Below are 21548 nucleotides of genomic sequence, written 5' to 3'. Positions count from 1 at the left end.
CCGGCCTATACCGCGATCTCGGCCTTGATCGTCGGGTGCGCCCGGTAGTTCTCGAGCGTGAAATCCTCGTAGCGGAAATCGAACACGCTGGTCACCGCCGGATTGAGGCGCATCGTCGGCAACGGATAGGGCTTGCGCGTCAGCTGCTCGCGCGCCTGGTCGATGTGATTGAGATAGAGATGCGCGTCGCCCAGCGTGTGCACGAACGCGCCGGGCGCGAGGCCCGTCACCTGCGCGATCATCATCGTCAAAAGCGCATAGGACGCGATGTTGAACGGCACGCCCAGGAAGATGTCCGCCGAGCGCTGATAGAGCTGGCACGACAGCCGCCCGTTCGCGACATAGAACTGGAACAGGCAGTGGCAGGGCGGCAGCGCCATCTTCGGCACGTCGGCGGGATTCCAAGCTGTCACAATAAGCCGGCGCGAATCCGGATTGGCCTTGATGTCGCGCACGACATTGGCGATCTGGTCGATCGTCCCGCCGTCCGGCCCATCTTCCTTATTGTTAGATGGCCAGCTTCGCCATTGATGGCCATAGACCGGCCCGAGCTCACCGTCCGCGTCCGCCCATTCGTCCCAGATCGTCACGCCGCGCTCCTGCAGCCAGCGCACATTGGTGTCGCCGCGCAGGAACCAGAGAAGCTCCAGGATGATCGCCTTGGTGAACAGCTTCTTGGTCGTCAGCAGCGGAAATCCGGCGGCAAGGTCGTAGCGCGCCTGATGGCCGAACACCGACAGCGTACCGGTGCCGGTGCGGTCGTGCTTCTCCACGCCCGTCTTGAGGACCAGTTCCAGAAGATCGTGATACTGACGCATGACGGTCCCGGGCGATTCCGAGACGGCAGTCTAACGGCGGGCGCGTCCACGCGCAGGGATTTTTCGCCCTCCATAACCGCCTGGAAAATATATGCTTTTCACGCCTTCAATTCTTAACCCGCACTGCCTATATTGGAGGTGCTGGCTTGCCAGCTATGGCGATAAACGGCTTCGTAATAAGCGGCCCGGACCCGGGGGCGGTACCCGGCGCCTCCACCACAAGCCCACTTTTCCAAGTGGTCTTTTGCTGGGGGCGAAACAGGATCGACGGACGTGTAAAGGCAGTTCTTTCGCTCGGTATGGTATCCGCCGTTATCGGGCTATTCGTACAGGTGCCAACGATAATGAAATGGCCCTCGCTGCCTAACTTCGGTTAGCCAAGCGCGGTTGGGGACGCACCGGGCAACAGAAGCGTCCCACTTTAAATCCCCGTCATGGCCGGGCAGCGAGCGAAGCGAAGCGCGACCCGGCCACCCAGCGTTACAAATTCCCCTCTTCGTCCTCGCGCGAAGCCAGGCTCGTCGTCGTGGTCTCCTCCAGCGCCGCGGCCTTTTCGGCTTCGAGCTGCAGCCGCTTCTTGCGCGGCTCCTCGACCAGCAGTACCAGCAGCGCCAGCGCGACGGCCTCGCACACGATGGCGACCCAGAACACCGCGAAATAGCCGAAGCTCGCCGCGATCACGCCGCCGATCAGGGGGCCGGCTGCGCTCATCACGCTCTCCGCCGTGTTCGAGAAGGCGAGCCGCATCGCCATGTCGTCGCGGTGGCCGAACTCGAACACGATGTTCTGCGCGCTCATCTGGTAGCCGGAATTGCCGGCGCCCAGTCCGAAGAAGGCGATAAACAGCCACAGCGGCGAGCTCACATACATCAGGAGGATCGTCGAGGCGATCCAGAACAGAAGCGCGATGATGAAATTGGATCGGAAGCCGAAGCGGTCGGCGAGATAGCCCCAGCCCAGGCTCATCACCGTGTCGGCGCCGAGGAAGGCGAGCGTCATCGCTCCGATGGTCTCGCCGGAGAGCCCGATCTTGTGCGCCACATAGATGATATAGAAGGGCTGCGCCACGCGGCTGGCGATCGCGAAGGTGCGCGCGATCATGAAATAGAGAAAGCCCGGATCGGCCCGCAGCATCGGGATCAGCTCGCGCATGCGCTCGCGCATCGCGGTGCGCGGCCGCACCGTCGGCGGCTCCGGCTCGCGCACCAGAAGGCGGAATGCGGTGAGGCCGAGGCTGGTCAAAATGAACGCGAGCGCGAAGGTCGTGGAATAGCCGTTGCCCAGCACATTGCCGCCGACGAGATACTTGCCGGCGAAATAGGAAAGCGTCGCCGCCACGATGCCGCCGGAAAGATTGCGCCAGCCCTGCAGGCGGCCGCGCCGCTCGATCGGGATCATCTTGGCGAGCAGGAACTGGAACGCGACGCTCTGCGGGCCGCTGAACAGCCCGAGCAGGAACAGGAACACCAGCACGCTCACCAGCAAGGGCGTGCCGCCGAGGAACCATCCCGCCAGCGCGATGCCCAGGATCTGCACCCGCATCATGGTGCCGAGGAACATCGAGACCGGCAGGATCTTCTTGCGGTGCTCGATCTGCGCCGCGCCGGCGATCGGCGAGATCACGCCGCCGAGCTGCTGCAGGCTGGCGCCCAGGCTGACGATCAGGTCGGAGCCGGAGAGGAAATGCAGATAGGCCGGAATGAAGGTCGGCGCATTGACGAGGCGAAAGCCCGTCATCCCCAGCATGCCGTGGATGTAATGGCCGGCATAGTTGCGGCGCAAATTCTTCCACACGAAACCCTCATACGCGGCTTCGCGCTCCTGCTCGCTCTCGATGCCGGCGTAGATATCGCTCATTCGGCCGGCGCGTGCTGGATGACGAAGCCGCCGGCCCGCCGGTCCATATAGGCCACGACCGCCCCGACGATCACCGCGGCGCCGCCGATGCTGATCGCGTCCGTCACGCCGAGGCTATGCGCCAGGGCGCCGAGCAGAAGCGCGCCCCAGGGGATCATGCCCAGGAAGCTTTGCGTGTAGTGCGAAATCACCCGGCCGCGGAAATGCGTGTGCGCCACGATCTGGATGATCGTGTTGGTGGTGCCGCCGAGCAGCATCAGGCAGGCGGAGGTCGGCAGCAAAATGGCGACGGAGAGCCACAGCGCGTGGGAATGCGCGAACCCGATCAGGCCGATCCCGAAGATAAGCCCCGCCAGGATCGGCGTGTAGATGAGCTGCTTCTCGGTGATGCGCGACAGCGCGAAGGCGCCGACCAGCGCGCCGGCGCCGACCGACGACATCAGCGTGCCCTGGGTCGTCGCATCGCCGTGGATCAGATCGCGCGCCACCGCCGGCATCATCGTCACGAAGGCCGCGCCGAACAGCGACGACACCGCCACCAGCATCAGCGAGACGCGGATCTGCGGGTTGGAGAAGCTGTAGCGGTAGCCCTCCAGCACCTCGCGCAGCGCGTTCTGGTTGATGCGCGGCGGCCGCTCCGCCAGGCGCATCAAGAAGAGGCTCACCAGCACCGCGCCGAAGGACGCGGCGTTGATCGCGAAACAGATGCCCTCGCCGACGAGGGCGATCAGAAGGCCCGCGATGGTCGGCCCGACGATCCGCGCCATGTTGAACATCATCGAATTGAGCGAGATGGCGTGGCGCAGATCCTCCCGTCCCACCATGTCCAGCGTCATCGACTGGCGCGAGGGGATGTCGAAGGAATTGATCAATCCCATGGTCAGCGCGAGGCAGATGATCTCCCACACCTTCACATGGCCCGACAGCGTCAGCCCGGCGAGCACCGCCGCCTGCAGCATCGCCGCGCTCTGGGTGACCAAAAGGAACTTCCGCCGGTCGACGCGGTCGGCGATCATGCCGCCGAACGGCGTCAGGAAGAACACCGGCACGGTCGAACAGAACGAGGTCACGCCGAGCAGCAGCGTCGAATGCGTCAGGCTGTAGACCAGCCAGGGCTGCGCGGTGTTCTGCATCCACGAGCCCATCAGCGAGACGAGCTGGCCGGCGAAGAACAGGCGGTAATTGCGGTGGCGGAACACCGCGAGCAGGCCGGCGGGCTTTCGGATATCGGGGGCGATTTCCTGCTCGGCGGGCGGCTCGTCCGGCGGCGTGCCGAGGTTGACATCGGGGTCGCCGCCCAAGGCGACGCCTTCCGCAACCTCTTCGGCCGCGCCCTGCGCGGCCCCTGTCCCGTTACCCGTCATAGCCGCATCGGAGTTACTCCGCGGGGCCGCCGGGCTCAAGGTCAAAATCCCCTGCGCGTCACGATGGCTTTACGGGCGCGTCAACCGGAATGGGCGGCGAGCCAGTTCCGCATCGCAGCAACGAAGGCGCCGTCCGCGCCGGCCGGCTCGGATTTCCGCGCGCTCGGCCAGTCATAGGCCCGAAAGGCGAGATCGCGTCGCTTCTCCATGGGCTCCTGCGCATAGCGCGGGATGATGTGGGTGTGAAGCGACGGTTCGGAGTTGCACAGGGTTTCGTAGTTGATTCGCGTGGTGCCGGTCACGACCAGCAGCGCGTCGCCGGCCCGGACCATATCGTCCAGATAAGTGGCCCGTTCCGCGCGCCCGAGCGCGTTCAGGCTCTCCACCACCGGATCGGCCAGCAGCACACAATAGCCGGGCAGCGGCTGGACATCGCCGATCACCAGCCAGCCGGACGGCAGCCTCGAAATCACGTAGGGATTCTCCCCGCGCCGCGCCGCCGCGACGCGTTGCTCGATCAGGTTCGCCACAAATCCCTCCCAACCGGGTCGCCGCCCCGCCTTGTCAGGGCGATGCGCGCGTGCTGACCTTCGCGCAACCCCCATCCCGAAGGAATACCCATGTCCGGCACCGAAATTCTCTTCCGTCCGTTCACGCTGAAATCGCTGTCGCTTCCCAACCGCATCGTCATGGCGCCCATGACGCGCTCCAAATCGCCGGAGCAGATTCCGAACGACCAAGTCGTCGCCTATTACAAGGCGCGCGCCGCCGGCGGCACCGGCCTGATCCTGACCGAGGGCACCGCGCCGGAACATCCCGCCGCCACCAACGACGTCAACGTGCCGAACTTCTATGGCGAAGCGGCGCTCGCCGGCTGGGCGAAGGTGGTCAAGGCGGTGAAGGCGGCCGGCGGCCATATCATGCCGCAGCTCTGGCACCAGGGCATCGTGCGCCATCCCGGCACCGGTCCCAACCCGGCGGCGCCGAGCATGAGCCCGTCCGGCCTCGCCAAAAAGGACAAGAAGGTCGGCGAGCCGATGACCGACAAGGACATCGCCGACGTCATCGCCGGCTATGTCAAAAGCGCCGGCTACGCCAAGGCGCTGGGCTTCGACGGCGTCGAACTGCACGGCGCCCACGGCTATCTGATCGACCAGTTCTTCTGGGAGGACACCAACCAGCGCACCGACCGCTATGGCGGCTCGATCGCGGCGCGCACGACCTTCGCCTGCGAGATCACCCGCGCGGTGCGCGCCGCGGTGGGACCGGACTTCCCGATCCTGCTGCGCTTCTCGCAATGGAAGCAGCAGGATTTCGCCGCCCGCCTTGCCCGCACGCCGCAGGAACTCGAAACCTTCCTGAAGCCGCTGGCCGATGCCGGCGTCGACATCTTCCACTGCTCGACGCGGCGCTTCTGGGAGGCGGAATTCCCCGAGACCGGGTCGGACATGAACCTCGCCGGCTGGGCCAAGAAGTTGACCGGCCTGCCGACGATCTCGGTCGGCTCGGTCAGTCTCAACACCGATTTCATCACCGCCTTCCGCCAGGCGGGCGCCGAGATTTCCGGCATCGACCGGCTGATCGAGATGATGGAGCGCGGCGATTTCGACCTGATCGCGGTCGGCCGCGCCCTGATCGTCAATCCCGATTGGGCGAGGCAGATCCATGACGGCCATCTGGACCGGCTGAAGCCCTACAGCCCGGAAGCGCTGGCGACGCTGGCATGAGATTTCCTCCCCCGCTGTTACGGGCAGGGGAATCGCATATGGCGATTTTAGGCTTGCTGATAGGGATTGAAGGGATTCTGAAGATGTCTTCTGATTTGCAGGAGACGTTCGCTGAACCGCTTTGTAGAGATTTTCGAGCTTTTGCCCGATCCGCGCGCGGCGAACAGCCGGCACGATCTGTCGGAAGTGCTGTTCATCGCTTTTTTGGCGACACTTTGCGGCGCGACGAGTTGCGTCGATATGGAGGATTTCGGTCAGGCCAAGGAGGGATTGCTGCGGCGCTTCTTGATGCTCAAGCACGGCATCCCGAGCCACGACACGTTCAGCGCGGTGTTCCGGATGATCGACCCCAAGCCGTTCGAGACGCTGTTCCGAACGTTCATGGCGGAGTTCGCGGCGGCTGCCGGGCTTGGCCGGACCAAGGGGGTCGTGGCGGTGGACGGCAAGGCGCTCAGACGCGCTTATGCGGCGGGCCACAGCCATATGCCCAAGGCGATGGTGAGCCTTTGGGGAGCGCAGACCCGCATGACGCTGGCCAGCACGCTGGCCAAGGGCGGCAACGAGGCGGATGCGGCGCTCGAGTTGATCGGACTGGTCGCGCTCAAGGGCTGCATCGTTACAGCCGACGCGCTTCACTGCCATCGCGAGATGGGCAGGCGCATCGTGGCGCAGAAGGGCGACTATGTGCTGGCGGTCAAGGCCAACCAGCCCGGTCTTCTGGCCGACGCCAAGGCGCTCATCGCGGCACGGCACACCGGCGGCGCCGAGACGAGGGACGCCCGTCACGGCCGCAAGGAGACCCGGCACGCCGTCGTCGCCGCTGCCAAGAACATGGCGGTCAAACACGACTTCCCGGGCCTCAAGGCCGTTGCCAGGATCGAAAGCCGGCGCGGCACGGACGAGCCCGCCGAGCGCTACTTCCTCATGTCCCAGCCCTTCACGGCCGACCAGGTGCTGAATATCGTGCGAGCCCATTGGGGCATCGAGAACACCCTGCACTGGACCCTCGACGTCGTCCTGGACGAAGACCTGGCCCGCAATCGCAAGGACAACGGGCCCGAAAACCTCGCACGTCTCAGAAGACTGGCCCTCAACGTCGCAAGAGCCCATCCCGATACCAAGACTTCCATGCGCCTCAAGCTCAAACGCGCAGGATGGAACGAAGACTTCCTCTTCGAACTCCTCACCTATATGCGATAGCCCTGCTGTTACGGGGGAGGTGGCACGCCGTAGCGAAGCGAAGGCGTGACGGAGGGGGCCGGCGTGGAGTCCCCCTCCGCCTCGCTGCGCTCGGCACCTCCCCCGCAACAGCGGGGGAGGAAAGTTCAGCGCTTCTCCACCGTCATCTTCAGCCCGAATTGCGGCCTGAGCGTCAGCCGCGCCAGCGGCACGACCGGATGGCCGGGCACCAGGTTCAGCTTGAAGCGCTTCAGGATCTGCCCCAGCACGATCATCGCCTCCTGCATCGCGAAGCCCATGCCGATGCAGATGCGCGGGCCGGCGCCGAACGGGATATAGGCGAAGCGGGGAATGGCCTCGCGACGGCCGGGCGCGAAGCGGTCGGGATCGAAATAGTCCGGCGCATCCCACAGCTTGCGGTGCCGCTGGATCAGCCAGGGCGAGATCAGGACCGAGGTGCCGCCGCGGATGTCGATCTCGCCGATCCGGTCCGGCCCGATCGAATCGCGGCTGATGAACGGCGCCGGCGGATAGAGGCGGAGCGATTCCTCGAGCACCTGGCGGGTATAGGGCATGTGCGCCGGATCGCCGTCCGCCGCGCGCACCTCTTCGGCCACCCGCGCCTCGATGTCGGGAAATTGCGACAGCAGATAAAGCGTCCAGGCGAGCGCGTTCGCCGTCGTCTCGTGGCCCGCCAGGATGAATGTCATCGCATTGTCGTAGACCTCCGCCTCGCCGAACAGCGCGCCGCCTTCGGGATCGCGCGTCGTCAGGAGCAGCGTCAGCAAATCGTTCGGCGCGGCGGCCGGATCGGCCGCGATCAGCGCCTTGCGCCGCGCGATCAGCGCCCCGATCTCGCGGCGGAAAAACCGCACCGCGCCTTGGGCCTTCAGCCGCTTGGGCGTCGGCGCCCAGGCCGGCATGCCCAGCGTGGTCAGCAGGTCCAGCCGGCCCAGCGTGTCGATATAGGTCACGAATTTCTCGGCCAGCGCGGCATAGTCGATGCGCACGTCGTCGGAGAACATGGTGTGGGTGATGATGGCGTAGGTCACGCGCATCATCTCCTCCGCCGCGTCGATCGTCGCGCCGTCCGCCAGCGCGTCCCAGCGCTGCAGCGCCTTTTGCGTCACCCGCGCCATGGGCGCGGCGAAATCGGCGACATGGCGCATCGAAAAGGTCGGTGCGGTCGTGCGCCGCTGGAACTTCCAGCTCTCGCCGTCGGCGTTGAACAGCCCGTTGCCGAGCGCCGGCCCCGTCGTGCGCTGCACCTGCCGGCTCTTGCGGTAATTCGCGGCGTTGTCGAGCAGGACGTGCTTCACGCCCTCCGGATCGTTGAGCAGCAGGAAATCCTGGATCCAATTGCGGTCATAGACATAGAGCGCGTTGTAGGCGCGCTCGCCCCAGGCGGCGACCGCGTTGCGCCCGATCTCGCGCACCGCCTGGATGCGGCCGATGACGCGATCCTTGGGGATCGGCGCCGCCGGCCTGAATGGTGATTCTCCCGGTTCCGCCAGCGCCTCGCTCATGGCGGGACACTAGCATCGCCGCGCATGCCTTACACCTTGCCGCGTCGCATTGACTTAGCAATGGGCGCGCTTAGTCTCTCGCCTTCAGCATCGGACCCGCGCATGGCGAAGGACTTCATCGGCTATCAGGCATTGACCGACGCGGCGCTGCGCGGCGTCGTGCGCGATGCCCTGCGCCGGATCGAGAAGCAGGGGCTGATCGGATCGCACCATTTCTATCTGACCTTCAAGACGAAATTTCCCGGCGTCGACATTCCCGATTTCCTGCGCGAGCAATATCCCGACGAGATGACCATCATCCTCCAGCATCAGTTCTGGGGCCTGAAGGTCACCGAGGACCGCTTCGAGGTCACGCTCACCTTCAAGAAGCTGCCCGCGACCCTCGTCATCCCGTTTCCGGCGCTCACCGCCTTCTTCGATCCGGGCGTGCAGTTCGGCCTTCAGTTCCGCGGCCAGGAAGGCGACGCCAAGGGTGCGTCCTCGCCCACCATGCTGCCGCAGCCCGCCGTCGAGCAGAACCGCGAGAAGACGGTCGAGCCGGCGAAGCCGGCCGAGGCCTCCGAAAAACCCGCCGCCGCGCCGGGCGAAGTGGTGAGTTTGGATTCGTTCCGGAAGAAATAAGTCGGAACCCGCGGTTGCAATCAATGCAATCAATGATTACATTGATTGCATGGCCGGCATGACGATCCGAAACCTCGACGAATCCGTGAAGCGACGCTTGCGATTGCGCGCCGCCGAAAACGGCCGCTCGCTGGAGGCTGAGGTGCGCGACATCCTGAGCCGGGAGGCGCTCGCGAATCCGAAGCCGAAGGTCGATATCGGCGAAGCCATCCGCCGCCGCTTCGCGGCTTTCGGCGGCGTCGAGATCGAGGACTTTCCCGATGAGGTCCTGTCCGCGCCGCCCCCCCGGTTACGCCGAAAGGCATGATCATCCTCGACACCAACGTCGTGTCGGAACCCGGAAAACCGCAGCCGTCGGAACGCGTGCTGCGCTGGCTGGCGCAATTCTCGCCCGAACTCTACGTCACCGCGGTTACGCAGGCCGAGATGCATTATGGTTTCCACCGCCTGCCGGCCGGAAGGAGGCGGACGGCGCTTCTCGAACAGGCACGGCAGATTTTCGCCGTCGATTTCGCCGGGCGCGTGCTGCCGTTCGACAGCCGTGCCGCCGAACAGTTCGCGGCGATTGCCGTCGAGCGGGAAAAGGCCGGCCTGGAGGTCAAGATTTTCGACTCGCAGATCGCCGCCATCGCCCGCGCCCATGGCGCGGCCGTGGCGACGCGCGACACCAAAGACTTCGTTCACACTGGCGTGACGCTCATCGACCCGTGGACGGCTTAGGCCAAAGCGCCTAGAACGCGCTCAAAACCACCGCCGGACGCTCGACCATGACCAAACCCACCCGCACCGAAACCGACACTTTCGGACCCGTCGAGGTCGACGCCTCCAGATATTGGGGGGCGCAGGCGGAACGCTCGCTGCACAATTTCAAGATCGGCTGGGAGAAGCAGCCCGCCGCCATCGTGCGGGCGCTCGGCGTCGTCAAGCGCGCCGCCGCCGAAACCAACATGGCGCTCGGCCATCTCGACCCCAAGATCGGCGAGGCCATCGTCAGGGCGGCGCAGGAGGTGATCGAGGGCAAGCTCGACGCCCATTTCCCGCTCAGCGTCTGGCAGACCGGCTCGGGCACCCAGTCCAACATGAACGCCAATGAGGTGATCTCCAACCGTGCGATCCAGATGCTGGGCGGCGAGATGGGCTCCAAGAAGCCGGTCCATCCCAACGACCACGTCAATATGAGCCAGTCGTCGAACGACACCTATCCGACGGCCATGCACATCGCCTGCGCCGAGGAGATCCACAACCATCTGATCCCCGCCCTGCGCACCCTGCGCGACGCGCTGCACGCCAAGGCCGAGGCCTGGAAGGGCATCATCAAGATCGGCCGCACGCATACCCAGGACGCGACGCCGCTGACCCTCGGCCAGGAATTCTCCGGCTACACCCAGCAGGTCCAGAACGGCATCGGCCGCATCGAACAGTCCATGCCGTCGCTGATGCAGCTCGCCCAGGGCGGCACCGCGGTCGGCACCGGCCTCAACGCGCCCAAGGGCTTCGACACGATGGTCGCCGAGCGGATCGCCGCGATCACCGGACTTGCCTTCACCTCCGCCCCCAACAAGTTCGAGGCGCTGGCGGCGCACGACGCGATGGTGTTCAGCCATGGCGCGATCAACACCGTCGCCGCCTCGCTGTTCAAGATCGCCAACGACATTCGCCTCCTGGGCAGCGGCCCGCGTTCGGGCCTCGGAGAATTGTCGCTGCCCGAGAACGAGCCCGGCTCGTCGATCATGCCCGGCAAGGTCAATCCGACGCAATGCGAGGCGCTGACCCAGGTCTGCACCCGCATCTTCGGCAACCAGGCGACCATCACCTTCGCCGGCAGCCAGGGCCATTTCGAGCTCAACGTCTACAACCCCGTCATGGCCTACAGCTTCCTGCAGAGCGTGCGGCTGATGGCGGACGCGGCGAACTCGTTCACCGAGCACTGCGTCGTCGGCATCGAGCCGCGCCTGGACAACATCAAGCATGGGCTGGAGCGTTCGCTGATGCTGGTGACGGCGCTGGCGCCCAAGATCGGCTATGACGCGGCGGCCAAGATCGCCAAGACCGCGCACAAGAACGGCACCACGCTGAAGGATGAGGCCCTCAAGACCGGACTCGTCACGGCGGAGGAATTCGACGCCATCGTGCGCCCGGAAGACATGATCGGGCCGAAGTGAAGACGCCGATCGGCCCCCTCGCCGGCCTGGCCTGGCTCGCAGCGGTCGCATGCGCGGCGCTGGCCGCCCTGGCGCTCCTGGGATTCTTCGAGTCGCCCGACGGGACCCACGGCTTGCCGGTGGGCCTGCTGGCGCTGGCGTCGCTGCTCGCATTTCCGCCGCTGTGGAATTTCCTGCGCAGCCGCTGGCTGCAGGCCGCGAGGATCGCCGTGGTCGCGGTCTGCGCCTATCTGGGGCTGTTCCTGCTGCCGACCAAGACGGAAGTGGTCAAGTTCGAGTTTCCGTCGTCGTCGCAGCCTTAGATGTCCCGCGGCCATTTCGTCATCGAGCAGAACAACGCCACCGGCACCGTCTCCTATTGGGAGGCCGGCGAGAACCAGAGCGTCGCCGACGCCGCCGGCGTCAGCCTCGCCGACTATATCCACGCCATGTATTTCTTCATCCGCAAGGCCAAGGCGCGGCGCGTGCTGATGATCGGCTGCGGCGGCGGCACGCTCGCCACCATGCTGCATCGCGCCGGCGTGGAGGTCACCGTCGTCGACGTCAGCGCCCGGTCCTTCGAGATCGCGCGGCGCTTCTTCGCGCTGCCCGCCGCCGTCGCCTGCCATGTCGCCGACGGCCGCGCCTTCCTCAAGCGTAGCCGCGACCGCTACGACGCCATCGCGCTCGACGCCTATGACGGCGACGCGATCCCGGCGCAGTTCCTCGCGCCCGCCTTCTTCGCGCTCGCCAAGTCGCGCCTGCGCCCGCGCGGGATCTTCGCCATGAACATCATCGTCAAGGACGACCGCGACCGCACGCCCGACCGCATCGGCCGCGCCGCGCAAAAGAGCTTCCGCCATGTCCGCCTGCTCGACAGCGACGGCTGGATCGACCGCAACGCGGTGCTCGTCGCCGGCGCGGTCGCGACGCTCCCCCGGCCGCGCCTGCTGATGCGGCCGAGGCGCGGCGCCCGCAAGCTGGCCCGCGAAATCCGCGACTTGGACTTCCGCCCCTTGCGCGACTAGAAGCCGTCATGCCCCTCAGGAAGCGCTCCTTCTCGCTCGCCGGCCACCGCACCTCGGTCGCGCTGGAGGCGGAGTTCTGGGCGGTGCTGGAGGCCGAGGCGAAGCGGACCGGCCCGAGCCTCGCCGCCCTCGTCGCCCGCGTCGATGCCGCGCGGGGCGAGCGGCCCCTCGCCAGCGCCCTGCGCCTGCACGCGCTTGCCGCAGTCCGGGGCGGTGGCTAGCCTCCGCCGCCGACATCGCGCTGTCGGTCAGGGATTATCGAGAGCGCTGTCATGCGCTTGTCGCAAATTGGCAATCATTCTAGCCTCCTCAGACGAAAGGCTTCTATTCGATGATCACGCTGTTTCACGCCCCGCGCTCGCGTTCCACGCGCATCATCTGGCTGCTGGAGGAACTGGGGGTCGACTACAAGATCGAGTTGGTGCCCATCACGCGCCCGGACGGCTCGGGCACGCCGGCGCCGGACACTTATCGGGAGGTGAACCCGTTCAAGAAAGTGCCGACGCTCAAGATCTTCGGCGAGGTGGTCTACGAATCCGGCGCCATTTGCCTGTACATGACCGACAGCCATCAGAAGCACAAGATCGGCCCGCTGCCCGGCGAGAACGCGCGCGCGGAATATGTGCGCTGGCTGTTTCTCTATGCCGGCGTGCTGGAGCCCGCCGCCACGGCGCGCTTCCAGGGCTGGGACAAGGACAAGCCCACCGGCTTCGGCGCGCTCGAGGACCTCGAGGCGCTGGTCTCGGCGCAGCTCGAAGCCACGCCCTATCTTTTGGGCGACGAATTCTCCGCCGCCGACATCCTGTACGGCTCGGCGGTGCAGTACTTCAAAGGCACGCTGTTTCCGGCGCGCAAGCATTACGACGACTATGTCGCCCGCATCACCTCGCGTCCCGCCTATCTGCGCGCCCAGGCGAAGGACAACGGATAGCGGGAATGGCGGCCGAGATCGTCAACCTCCGCCGCGCCCGCAAGGCCAAGGCGCGCGACGCCAAGGCGGCCGAGGCCGACGCCAACCGGACCAAGCACGGCATCGCCAAGCCGGTCCGCGAGCTCGCCAAGGCCCGCGCCGACAAGGACAAGCGCGCGGCCGACGCGCACAAGCTGGACAAGGAATAGCAAAACTGTCATCCCCGGCCGAGCATCGCGCAAGCGATGCGAGGGGAAGGGGACCCAGGCGGATAGACTGGGCCCGATCCATCCACCTGGGTCCCCTTCCCTCGCGCTTACTTCGTTCGCACTCGCCGGGGATGACAATTGGAATGACACTTTCCTCCGGCCCCCTTTCCGGCCTCCTCGTCATCGATCTGACCCGCGTGCTCGCCGGGCCGTTCGCGGCGCTGCTGCTGAACGAGCTCGGCGCGCGCGTCATCAAGGTCGAGCCGCCGATCACCGGCGACGACAGCCGCCATATCGGCCCCTTCGTGCAGACCCCGTCGGGCAAGACCAAGTCCGGCTATTTCATGAGCGTCAACCGCGCCAAGGAATCCATCGCGCTCGACCTGAAGGCGCCCGCCGACCGCGCGATCTTCCAGGCCCTGCTCGCCCGCGCCGACGTGCTGATCGAGAACTATCGCGGCGGCACGATGGAGAAGCTCGGCTACGGCTACGAGGCGCTGAAGGACAAATACCCCAAGCTGATCTATTGCGGCGTCTCCGGCTTCGGCCATACCGGGCCCTACGCCAAGCGTCCCGCCTACGACATGGTGGTGCAGGCGATGGGCGGGGTGATGAGCCTGACCGGACATCCCGACAGCCCGCCGACCCGCGTCGGCACCTCGACCGGCGATCTGTCCGCCGGGCTGTTCGCGACCATCGGCATGATCACCGCGCTCTACGACCGCAAGACGACGGGCAAGGGCCAGAAGGTCGACATCTCCATGCTCGACAGCCAGGTGGCGCTGCTCGAGAACGCGATCTCGCGCTATGTCGCGACGGGCCAGGTGCCGGGCCGGCTCGGCAGCCGCCACCCCTCCATCGCGCCCTTCGCCGCCTTCGCCACCAAGGACGGCCACATCGCCATCGCCGCCGGCAATGACGAATTGTTCGCGCGCGTCGCACGCGTGCTCGGCCGCGACGACCTTGCCGCCGACGAACGCTTCGCCTCCAATCCCAGGCGCGTGCAGAACTGCGAGGCGCTGCACGAGGAGATGGAGGTCGCGCTCTCCGCTTATTCCTCCAGCCATTGGCTGGACGCGCTCGACGCGGCCGGCGTGCCCTCGGGCCCGCTCAACGACGTGGCGCAGGTGATGGCCGACCCGCAGGTCCTTTTCCGCAACATGATCGTCGAGACGCTCGACCCCGACCTCGGCCCGATCCGCATGCAGGGCAATCCGATCAAGCTTTCGGCGCACGAAGACCCGAAGACCCGCGCGGCGGCGCCGGAGCTGGACGAACACCGCGCGGCGATATTGAAGGAACTCGGACTCGACTAGGAGAGGCCATGCTCGAACTGCGCCCCAATTGCGAATGTTGCGACAAGGATCTGCCGCCCGATGCGATGGACGCCCGCATCTGCACCTTCGAGTGCACCTTCTGCGCCGAGTGCACGCGGCACACGCTGCACGGCGCCTGCCCCAATTGCGGCGGCAATCTCGTGGCCAGGCCGATCCGCCCGCCCGCGATGCTGGCGAAATATCCGGCCTCGACCAAGCGCGTGCTGAAGCCGGAAGGCTGCACCAGGGTGGCGTGAGCAGTCAGCGAACGTCCACGCCGACCGCATCGGCGACGTTCGCGAAACCGTCGCGCGCCAGCAGGCCCAGCAATTCGCGCTTGATGCGCGCGATCAGGCCGGGGCCGCGATAGGCGAGCGCGGTGTAGAGCTGCACCAGACTCGCGCCGGCGCGGATCTTGGCATAGGCCTCCGCGCCGCTCGAAACGCCGCCGGCGCCGATCAGGGTCAGCGAGGTCCGCCGCCGCATCTCGCGCAGGATGCGCGTCGAGGGTTCGAACAGCGGCGCGCCGGAAAGGCCGCCCTGCTCTTTCGCATGCGCGCTCTTGAGCGTCGCCGGCCGCGCGACGGTGGTGTTGGAGACGATGAGGCCCTCGATCGCCGCCTCGCCGGTCACCGCGGCGATGTCGTCCAGCGCGGCATCGTCCAGGTCGGGCGCGATCTTGAGCAGGATCGGCTGCTTGAGCGACAGCCGCGTGCGCTCGCCGGTGAGGAAGCCCAGAAGCCTGCCGAGCTCGTCGCGGTTCTGCAGCCCGCGCAGCCCCGGCGTGTTGGGCGAGGAGACGTTCACGGTGACGTAGTCGGCCAGCGGCGCGAGCGCCTCGAACGCGGCGCGATAGTCGGCGACGCGATCCGCCGAGTCCTTGTTCGCGCCGATATTGATGCCGACGATGCCGGCCCGCGCGCGCCGCGCGAGCCGCGCCGCCGCCGCGTCCATCCCGGCATTGTTGAAACCCATGCGGTTGATCACCGCGCGGTCCTCGGCGAGGCGGAACAGTCGCGGCCGCGGATTGCCCGCCTGCGGCCGTGGCGTGACCGTGCCGCATTCGACGAAGCCGAAACCGAACCTCGCCATCGCGTCGGGAATCTCGGCATCCTTGTCGAAACCGGCGGCCAGGCCGAGCGGATTGGGGAAGGCGAGGCCCAGCATATTCACCCGCAGGCGCGGATCGTCGACGGGCGCCGGCGGCAACCAAGGCGCGAAAATTTTTGCCGCCGCGATGGTGGCGCGGTGCGCCGATTCCGGCGGGAAAGCCCGCAAAATCGCGGCCGCGGCGTCGAAGATCATCGCCCTTGCCCTCTAGACCGGACCGTGGCGGGAGTGGTAATTCCTACCATTAACTTATTTCTAGGAACAATTACCCGGTTTGCCGGACCAGCTTCTTACGGACGACTCCGATGCTGACCCATCATCAAATCTGGCACGCGATCGATGCGCTCGCCGCGCGCCATGGTCTTTCGGCGTCGGGCCTGGCGAAGCTCGCCGGACTCGATCCGACGACATTTAACAAGAGCAAGCGCGGCGGCGCCAATGGAAAGCTGCGCTGGCCCTCAACCGAGAGTGTATCCAAGATATTGAACGCGACGGGCGCCTCGCTCGACGAGTTCGTGTCGCTGGTCGGCCAGGACGGCGCGCTGCGCCGCTCCTTCAGCCGCGCGGTTCCCCTGATCGGCCTCGCCCAGGCGGGCGCGCAGGGCTATTTCGACGATGCCGGGTTCCCGGTGGGCGCGGGCTGGGACGAGATCCCGTTCCCCGAAGTCGCCGACGAGCATGCCTATGCGCTGGAGATCACCGGCGAGTCGATGCAGCCGGTCTATCGCGACGGCGACCGCATCATCGTCTCGCCGGCCGCGAATGTGCGGCGCGGCGACCGCGTCGTGGTGCGCACCCATGCCGGCGAGGTGATGGCCAAGCAACTCGCGCGGCACACCGCGCAGCGGATCGAGCTGCGCTCGTTCAACGCGGCATTCGAGGATCGCAGCTTCGCGATCACCGAGATCGCCTTCATGCACCGGATCATCTGGGCGAGCCAGTAAAGACCAACCTCTCCCGCTTGCGGGAGAGGTCGCGAGCCCAGCGAGCGGGTGAGGGCCCGCCGCGCGGCCGGTCCCCTCGCCAGCTCACGGATATCCCTGATACTGCCGCACTTTCCTGCTGAAGCCGTCGCGGTCGCCTTTGGTCAGGAGGCCCGCCAGTTCGCTCGCGCGGGCGCGGGCGACGGTTTCATAGGCGGTGGCGGGCTTTCCCTTCGCGATCCGCGCGAAAGCCTCCTTGATCTCGCGATTGAAACGCTCGGCGTCGTAGCCGCCGAGCGACAGCGCGTATTGATAGCGCACGGTAAGATTGTCCGGCGCCGTCTTGAACGCGGCGGCGAAAGCGGCCAGCCCCTTGTCCACGGTGGCGCCGTAGAGCCAGCTCGCGAGATAATCGCCGCCGGTGCGCACGATCTCGACATGCCAGCCGCCGAGCGCGCCGAGCGCCCAGGGGTCCTTCGGATCGAGCGCCAGCGCCGCGTCGAGCTCGTCCTTGGCGTGGCCGGGATAGTTGTGCGCACGCGCCCAGACCGGCCCGACGACGCGCGCTTCATAGCCCATCGCCACGGCGAGATAGACATGGGCATCGGCCAGACGCGGATCGGCGGCCGTCGCCTTGCGCGCCAGCGCCTCGGCGTGCTGCAGGCAATCGAGGCAGGGCGCCGGCCGCGTCGTCGCGTCGGCCAGCGCGGCGCGGGCGGCGGTGAGATAGCCCTGCGCGGTGGCGGCGGCCGCGCCGGCCTTCATCGCCTCGGCGTAGTGCCCGGCGACGTAGAGATCCCAGGGCGTCGGGGCGGCGCCTGCTGGCAGCGCAAGAAGCGCAATACCGATGGCGAGCACTGTCGTCCGAAATCGATCCACCACTCTCGCTCCAGTCGTCATGGCCGCCCCCGTGGCGGCCATCCATACGCACGCCTGCTGCAATTGGGGGTATGGGTCGCCGGCACGAGGCCGGCGATGACGACTTTTCTTTTATTCGCTTTCAGAAATCAATTTCACGCCGCCGCCTTCGTGAACTCCCCCGCCAGCGCGCGCCGTATCAGCGCCGCGGTTTCGGCGCAGCCGAACAGCGCGGCGAAGGAGCCGAAGCGCGGCCCGGCGGATTGGCCGAACAAGACCTCATACAGCGCCTTGAACCAGTCGCGCAGCGGCTCGAACTGATGGGCCTTGCCGATCTCATAGACCACGTCCTGCACCTTGCTGCCGTCGCGCTCGCCCGCCATCGCCTCGAACCGCGCGGCGAGGTCGGCCAGCGCGGCGCGTTCCTTGTCGGTCGGCGCGCGGTACTGCTTGGTCGGCTTGACGAAATCCTCGTAATAGCGGATCGCGAAATCGGCGAGATGCGCCAGACCCGGGTTGACCTCAGGCGACGCATTCGGCGCATAGGCGCGGATGAAGCCCCACAGCACCTCGTGATTGTGCGCGTTCGACGCGGTCACCAGCGTGAGCAAAAGCGCGAAGGACACCGGATAGCGCTCCGCCGGCGGGTGGCCGTTGTGGATGTGCCAGACCGGATTGTCGATGCGCTCGGCCTCGCTCGTCTCGTTGGAGTGATATTTCTCCAGGAGCTCGATGTAATCGTCGACCGCCTTGGGGATCACGTCGAAATAGAGCCGCTTGGCGACGCGCGGCTTCTGGAACATGTAAAGCGCCAGGCTCTCGCGCGGCGCATAGGTCAGCCATTCGTCGATGGTCAGCCCGTTGCCCTTCGACTTCGATATCTTCTGGCCCTTCTCGTCGAGGAACAGCTCGAACACGAAATGCTCCGGCGGCCGCGCCCCGGCGATGCGGCAGATCTCGTCATAGAGCGATTGCGACGGCAGATGATCCTTGCCGTACATCTCGTAGTCGACATGCAGCGCGGCCCAGCGCATGCCGAAATCCGGCTTCCATTGCAGCTTGCAATGGCCGCCGGTGACCGGGACGGTCATCTCGCCGCCGTCCTCTTCGATATAGGTGATCGTGCCCTTGGCGACGTCGCGCGCCACGACCTTGGCGAGCAGCACCTTGCCCGAGATCGGCGAGATTGGCAGGAACGGCGAATAGGTCTGCTGGCGCTCCTCGCCCAGCGTCGGCAGCATGACTTCCATCACGCGGTCGTAGTTCGCGAGCACGCGCAGCAGCGCGGCGTCATAGATGCCGGACTTGTACATCTCGGTGGCGCTGCGGAAATCGTAGTCGAAGCCGAACGTGTCGAGGAACGCGCGCAGCCGCGCGTTCATGTTGTGGCCGTAGCTGTCATGGGTGCCGAACGGATCGGGGATCGAGGTCAGCGGCTTGCCGAGATTGGCGGCGAGCATCTCGCGGTTGGGCAGGTTGTCGGGAACCTTGCGCAACCCGTCCATGTCGTCCGAGATCGCGATTAATCGCGTCTTAAGATCGCTCATCGTGTTGAAGGCATGGCGCACCCAGGTGGTGCGCGCGACCTCGCCGAAGGTGCCGATATGCGGCAGGCCGCTTGGGCCGTAGCCGGTCTCGAACACGATCTCGTCGACCTTTTCCCCGGCGGCGCGGCGCTTTTCCACCCGCGCCACCAGCTTGCGCGCCTCTTCGAACGGCCAGGCGCGCGCGGCGGCGCCCAAATCGGATCGAAATGGCACGGACGGGCCGGAAGGCATTGAAATCGCTCACGCTTAATCGTTGGGAAAGGCCGAGGAAGCTATGCTCCCCCCGGGAAGGCGTCAATGACCGGGGAACCACAGCCGGTGCGAGACAAAGGCGCGGTCTTCGCGGGCCGCATCGACATCCTCTACGCACTCGGCCGGCACTATCTGTCGCTGCCATTCGCGGCGCTCTGCATTCCGGCGACACTGTTCGCGGGGCGCGAGCCCGGCTGGCTGCCGCTGATGCCGCTGGTGCTCCAGATCGCGGTGGTGATCGTCGCCGAGCAGCTCACCACCGCCTACCGCAAGCGCGATCCCTCCGACGATCCGCAGTTCTGGGCCTGGCGCTACACCTTCGTGTCGGGGATCGCCGGCGCGACCTGGGGCGTCGGCGTGCTGTTCTGGTTCGTGCCCAATTCGTTTCCGGCCGAGGCCTATCTCAGCCTCGCCTTCCTCGGCATGACCGCGACCGAGTTCATCGCGCGCTCCGCCTATCGCCCGGCCTATCTGGCGCATGCGCTGTTCTCGCTGGGGCCGCTGGTCGTCGTGCTGTTCCTGGCGGGCGGGCTCTACCAGATCATGACCGGCGTGCTGGTGACGCTGTTCGGCGCGGTGCTGTTCACCTATTGCAATGGCATGGCGCGGCTGCTCGACGAGAGCATCTTCCTGCGGCTCGAAAACATCGGCCTGGTGACGACGCTGTCCAACGAGAAGCGGGCCGCCGAGGCGGCGCGCGACGCGGCGCAGGCGAGCGGGCGGGTGAAGACCTCGTTCATCGCCAATATCAGCCACGAATTGCGCACGCCGCTGAACGCGCTGCTCGGCATGGCGCAGCTGCTCGACCGCGCCGAGCTCGACCGGCCGCACCGCGACCATGTCAAGGTGATGCTGGAGGCCGGCAAGGGCCTGCAGATGCTGCTCGACGACGTCATCGCCCTGTCGCGCGACGACAGCGAGGAGATGCCCGAGGAGGACAGCGATCCGGTGCAGGCGGCGCGTACCGTCGGAAGGCTGCTGCAGCCGCGCGCCTGGGAGAAGCGTCTGCGCCTCACCGTGACCGCGCCGCCCAGCCTGCCCAATGTCGCGATCGACGGGCGGCGGCTGCGCCAGGCGCTGCTCAAACTGGTCGACAACGCGTTGAAATTCACCGAGCGCGGTGGCGTCGAGATCCGCGCCGAGACCGACGGCGAGGCGGTGCGCTTCCTGGTCAGCGACACCGGACAGGGCATCCCGCGCGAGGTGGGGCTGTCCCTGTTCAAGCCGTTCTCGCCCGGCGACGTGTCCTATGCGCGGCGCCAGCAGGGCATGGGCCTGGGCCTCGCGGTGGTCAAGCGCGTGGTCGAATCCGCGCATGGCACGGTCGGCTTCGACAGCGTGCCGGGCGAAGGCGCGACCTTCTGGTTCTCGATCCCGACCTCCGGTTCGGCCAGCTATGCCGGCCCCGAAGGACGCCATGGCGACACCGCCGTGGCGCCGTCCAAGCATTCCTACCTGGTCTACACGCGCGACGCGGAGGCCGACGCCAGGATCGCCCGCCAGCTCGAGCCGTTCGGCAACCTCGTGCAGTTCGCGCCCAACCTCGCCGACGCCATCGCGCAGTCCGGGCGCGGCGCGTTCGACGCGATCATCGTCAGCGCCGGCGACGCCGACAATTGGGCCGCGGCGCCCGGCGTCAGCGCGCCGGTGCTGGCGCTCCTGTCGCGCGGCGAGCGCGCCCCCGCGACGGCGAGCGAAGTGCTGCGCTGGCCGGCCAGCGCGCAGGAATTGTTCGCCGTGCTGGCCGCGCTCGACGAACGCGGCAAGAAGGACAACAAGGCGGCGGCCGAACCGGAACCCCGGGAACTGGCGCCGATCGACGCCGACGCCTTCGCGGCGCTGGAGAAATCGGTCGGCGTGAAATCGCTGGTGGAGATCCTGCAGTCCTACATCGAGAACGCCGAGCTTTTGTGCAACGGCCTGTCCGAAGCCTGCGCGGCGGAGCGCTGGGAGGATGCCGGGCGGCTGGCGCAGGACATCGCGGGCTCGGCCGGCGGTCTCGGCCTGATCGCGGTGACGGCGGCGGCGCGCGGCTTCACGCAGAAGAGCCGCAGCGGCGAGAACGCTCCCGAACTGTTGAGCGCCGCGCAGGCGGTGGTCGGCGAGCAGATGCGGGCCAAGCAGGCGCTGAGCAATCTGTATCCGGACCTCGTCGCCTAACG

Annotated in this window: 23 protein-coding genes and 1 other RNA gene; 16 read left to right on the top strand and 8 right to left on the bottom strand. The window is 66.7% G+C overall.

The window, feature by feature from the left end; genetic code table 11:
* Window positions 1–5: 5 nt before the first annotated feature.
* Window positions 6–818, bottom strand: a complete 813-nt coding sequence (locus tag WDM86_14280; protein ID MEI9991199.1) for a thymidylate synthase — start codon at window positions 816–818, stop codon at window positions 6–8.
* Window positions 819–919: 101 nt separating this feature from the next.
* Here WDM86_14280 and ssrA point away from each other — a divergent pair.
* Window positions 920–1239, top strand: a transfer-messenger RNA (tmRNA) gene (ssrA, locus tag WDM86_14275).
* 59 nt (window positions 1240–1298) lie between these two features.
* Here the strand turns inward: ssrA and WDM86_14270 are convergent.
* From WDM86_14270 to WDM86_14260, 3 genes are all read right to left on the bottom strand, one after another.
* Window positions 1299–2675 carry an MFS transporter gene (locus tag WDM86_14270; GenBank protein ID MEI9991198.1) on the bottom strand — a complete coding sequence of 459 codons (1377 nt, stop codon included), beginning with the start codon at window positions 2673–2675 and terminating at the stop codon, window positions 1299–1301.
* Window positions 2672–4039, bottom strand: a complete 1368-nt coding sequence (locus WDM86_14265) for an MFS transporter (protein ID MEI9991197.1) — start codon at window positions 4037–4039, stop codon at window positions 2672–2674. The genes WDM86_14270 and WDM86_14265 overlap by 4 nt, the downstream gene beginning before the upstream one ends.
* 80 nt (window positions 4040–4119) lie before the next feature.
* Complete coding sequence (locus WDM86_14260; protein ID MEI9991196.1) at window positions 4120–4569, bottom strand: hypothetical protein; 450 nt, start codon at window positions 4567–4569, stop codon at window positions 4120–4122.
* Between the two features lie 90 nt (window positions 4570–4659).
* On the opposite strand from WDM86_14260, the gene WDM86_14255 reads away from it, so the two are divergent.
* Both WDM86_14255 and WDM86_14250 read left to right on the top strand, forming a co-directional pair.
* The gene (locus WDM86_14255) at window positions 4660–5766 is read left to right on the top strand and encodes an NADH:flavin oxidoreductase (GenBank protein MEI9991195.1); all 1107 of its coding nucleotides are present in this window, start codon (window positions 4660–4662) and stop codon (window positions 5764–5766) included.
* Between the two features lie 111 nt (window positions 5767–5877).
* Entirely contained in the window at window positions 5878–6966 is a 1089-nt protein-coding gene (locus tag WDM86_14250; GenBank protein MEI9991194.1) for an ISAs1 family transposase, read from the top strand.
* A gap of 125 nt (window positions 6967–7091) precedes the next feature.
* Here the strand turns inward: WDM86_14250 and WDM86_14245 are convergent, their stop codons facing one another.
* Window positions 7092–8471 (bottom strand): cytochrome P450, encoded by a 1380-nt coding sequence (locus WDM86_14245; GenBank protein ID MEI9991193.1) that lies wholly within the window; start codon window positions 8469–8471, stop codon window positions 7092–7094.
* 102 nt (window positions 8472–8573) lie between these two features.
* Here WDM86_14245 and WDM86_14240 point away from each other — a divergent pair, with 102 nt between their 5' ends.
* The 11 genes from WDM86_14240 to WDM86_14190 all read left to right on the top strand — a co-directional run bounded on the left by WDM86_14240 (window position 8574) and on the right by WDM86_14190 (window position 14953).
* On the top strand, window positions 8574–9092 hold the full coding sequence (locus WDM86_14240) for a ClpXP protease specificity-enhancing factor SspB (protein ID MEI9991192.1): 519 nt from the start codon (window positions 8574–8576) through the stop codon (window positions 9090–9092).
* A gap of 49 nt (window positions 9093–9141) precedes the next feature.
* Entirely contained in the window at window positions 9142–9399 is a 258-nt protein-coding gene (locus tag WDM86_14235) for a plasmid stabilization protein (GenBank protein MEI9991191.1), read from the top strand.
* Window positions 9396–9812, top strand: coding sequence for a type II toxin-antitoxin system VapC family toxin (locus tag WDM86_14230; GenBank protein ID MEI9991190.1), 417 nt, complete (start codon window positions 9396–9398; stop codon window positions 9810–9812). The genes WDM86_14235 and WDM86_14230 overlap by 4 nt, the downstream gene beginning before the upstream one ends.
* 47 nt (window positions 9813–9859) lie before the next feature.
* The gene (fumC, locus tag WDM86_14225; GenBank protein MEI9991189.1) at window positions 9860–11254 is read left to right on the top strand and encodes a class II fumarate hydratase; all 1395 of its coding nucleotides are present in this window, start codon (window positions 9860–9862) and stop codon (window positions 11252–11254) included.
* Window positions 11251–11556: a hypothetical protein gene (locus WDM86_14220; GenBank protein ID MEI9991188.1), complete on the top strand. Its 306-nt coding sequence runs from the start codon at window positions 11251–11253 to the stop codon at window positions 11554–11556. Before fumC ends, WDM86_14220 begins: the two co-directional genes overlap by 4 nt.
* Entirely contained in the window at window positions 11557–12261 is a 705-nt protein-coding gene (locus WDM86_14215; protein MEI9991187.1) for a fused MFS/spermidine synthase, read from the top strand. It begins immediately after the preceding gene.
* A gap of 8 nt (window positions 12262–12269) precedes the next feature.
* Window positions 12270–12482, top strand: a complete 213-nt coding sequence (locus tag WDM86_14210; protein ID MEI9991186.1) for a ribbon-helix-helix domain-containing protein — start codon at window positions 12270–12272, stop codon at window positions 12480–12482.
* 110 nt (window positions 12483–12592) lie between these two features.
* Complete coding sequence (locus tag WDM86_14205; GenBank protein MEI9991185.1) at window positions 12593–13192, top strand: glutathione S-transferase family protein; 600 nt, start codon at window positions 12593–12595, stop codon at window positions 13190–13192.
* Between the two features lie 5 nt (window positions 13193–13197).
* Window positions 13198–13380 (top strand): DUF4169 family protein, encoded by a 183-nt coding sequence (locus WDM86_14200; GenBank protein ID MEI9991184.1) that lies wholly within the window; start codon window positions 13198–13200, stop codon window positions 13378–13380.
* A gap of 143 nt (window positions 13381–13523) precedes the next feature.
* A complete protein-coding gene (locus WDM86_14195; GenBank protein MEI9991183.1) occupies window positions 13524–14696 on the top strand; it encodes a CoA transferase in 1173 nt (390 codons plus the stop codon).
* 8 nt (window positions 14697–14704) lie between these two features.
* Complete coding sequence (locus WDM86_14190; protein ID MEI9991182.1) at window positions 14705–14953, top strand: DUF1272 domain-containing protein; 249 nt, start codon at window positions 14705–14707, stop codon at window positions 14951–14953.
* Between the two features lie 4 nt (window positions 14954–14957).
* On the opposite strand, the gene WDM86_14185 is transcribed toward WDM86_14190, so the two are convergent.
* Window positions 14958–16001, bottom strand: a complete 1044-nt coding sequence (locus WDM86_14185; protein MEI9991181.1) for a quinone-dependent dihydroorotate dehydrogenase — start codon at window positions 15999–16001, stop codon at window positions 14958–14960.
* A 110-nt stretch (window positions 16002–16111) separates the two neighbouring features.
* On the opposite strand from WDM86_14185, the gene WDM86_14180 reads away from it, so the two are divergent.
* A complete protein-coding gene (locus tag WDM86_14180) occupies window positions 16112–16750 on the top strand; it encodes a helix-turn-helix transcriptional regulator (GenBank protein ID MEI9991180.1) in 639 nt (212 codons plus the stop codon).
* Window positions 16751–16834: 84 nt separating this feature from the next.
* Here WDM86_14180 and WDM86_14175 read toward each other — a convergent pair whose 3' ends face one another.
* Both WDM86_14175 and WDM86_14170 read right to left on the bottom strand, forming a co-directional pair.
* Window positions 16835–17629 (bottom strand): hypothetical protein, encoded by a 795-nt coding sequence (locus WDM86_14175; protein MEI9991179.1) that lies wholly within the window; start codon window positions 17627–17629, stop codon window positions 16835–16837.
* A 113-nt stretch (window positions 17630–17742) separates the two neighbouring features.
* Entirely contained in the window at window positions 17743–19347 is a 1605-nt protein-coding gene (locus WDM86_14170) for a lysine--tRNA ligase (GenBank protein MEI9991178.1), read from the bottom strand.
* A gap of 84 nt (window positions 19348–19431) precedes the next feature.
* Between WDM86_14170 and WDM86_14165 the strand changes: the two genes are divergently transcribed.
* Window positions 19432–21546, top strand: a complete 2115-nt coding sequence (locus WDM86_14165) for an ATP-binding protein (protein MEI9991177.1) — start codon at window positions 19432–19434, stop codon at window positions 21544–21546.
* The last annotated feature ends 2 nt before the right edge of the window (window positions 21547–21548 follow it).

Source organism: Rhizomicrobium sp. (assembly GCA_037200045.1).
Taxonomy (GTDB): domain Bacteria; phylum Pseudomonadota; class Alphaproteobacteria; order Micropepsales; family Micropepsaceae; genus Rhizomicrobium.
The sequence above is the reverse complement of the archived record's forward strand: the minus strand, read 5'-3'. Positions and strand labels throughout refer to the sequence as shown.

Coding starts and splice junctions, on each gene's coding strand:
- WDM86_14280 (MEI9991199.1), bottom strand. CDS start 818: ATGCGTCAGTATCACGATCTTCTGGAACTGGTCCTCAAGACGGGCGTG.
- WDM86_14270 (MEI9991198.1), bottom strand. CDS start 2,675: ATGAGCGATATCTACGCCGGCATCGAGAGCGAGCAGGAGCGCGAAGCC.
- WDM86_14265 (MEI9991197.1), bottom strand. CDS start 4,039: ATGACGGGTAACGGGACAGGGGCCGCGCAGGGCGCGGCCGAAGAGGTT.
- WDM86_14255 (MEI9991195.1), top strand. CDS start 4,660: ATGTCCGGCACCGAAATTCTCTTCCGTCCGTTCACGCTGAAATCGCTG.
- WDM86_14245 (MEI9991193.1), bottom strand. CDS start 8,471: ATGAGCGAGGCGCTGGCGGAACCGGGAGAATCACCATTCAGGCCGGCG.
- WDM86_14240 (MEI9991192.1), top strand. CDS start 8,574: ATGGCGAAGGACTTCATCGGCTATCAGGCATTGACCGACGCGGCGCTG.
- WDM86_14235 (MEI9991191.1), top strand. CDS start 9,142: ATGGCCGGCATGACGATCCGAAACCTCGACGAATCCGTGAAGCGACGC.
- WDM86_14230 (MEI9991190.1), top strand. CDS start 9,396: ATGATCATCCTCGACACCAACGTCGTGTCGGAACCCGGAAAACCGCAG.
- fumC (MEI9991189.1), top strand. CDS start 9,860: ATGACCAAACCCACCCGCACCGAAACCGACACTTTCGGACCCGTCGAG.
- WDM86_14215 (MEI9991187.1), top strand. CDS start 11,557: ATGTCCCGCGGCCATTTCGTCATCGAGCAGAACAACGCCACCGGCACC.
- WDM86_14210 (MEI9991186.1), top strand. CDS start 12,270: ATGCCCCTCAGGAAGCGCTCCTTCTCGCTCGCCGGCCACCGCACCTCG.
- WDM86_14205 (MEI9991185.1), top strand. CDS start 12,593: ATGATCACGCTGTTTCACGCCCCGCGCTCGCGTTCCACGCGCATCATC.
- WDM86_14200 (MEI9991184.1), top strand. CDS start 13,198: ATGGCGGCCGAGATCGTCAACCTCCGCCGCGCCCGCAAGGCCAAGGCG.
- WDM86_14195 (MEI9991183.1), top strand. CDS start 13,524: ATGACACTTTCCTCCGGCCCCCTTTCCGGCCTCCTCGTCATCGATCTG.
- WDM86_14190 (MEI9991182.1), top strand. CDS start 14,705: ATGCTCGAACTGCGCCCCAATTGCGAATGTTGCGACAAGGATCTGCCG.
- WDM86_14185 (MEI9991181.1), bottom strand. CDS start 16,001: ATGATCTTCGACGCCGCGGCCGCGATTTTGCGGGCTTTCCCGCCGGAA.
- WDM86_14180 (MEI9991180.1), top strand. CDS start 16,112: ATGCTGACCCATCATCAAATCTGGCACGCGATCGATGCGCTCGCCGCG.
- WDM86_14175 (MEI9991179.1), bottom strand. CDS start 17,629: ATGACGACTGGAGCGAGAGTGGTGGATCGATTTCGGACGACAGTGCTC.
- WDM86_14165 (MEI9991177.1), top strand. CDS start 19,432: ATGACCGGGGAACCACAGCCGGTGCGAGACAAAGGCGCGGTCTTCGCG.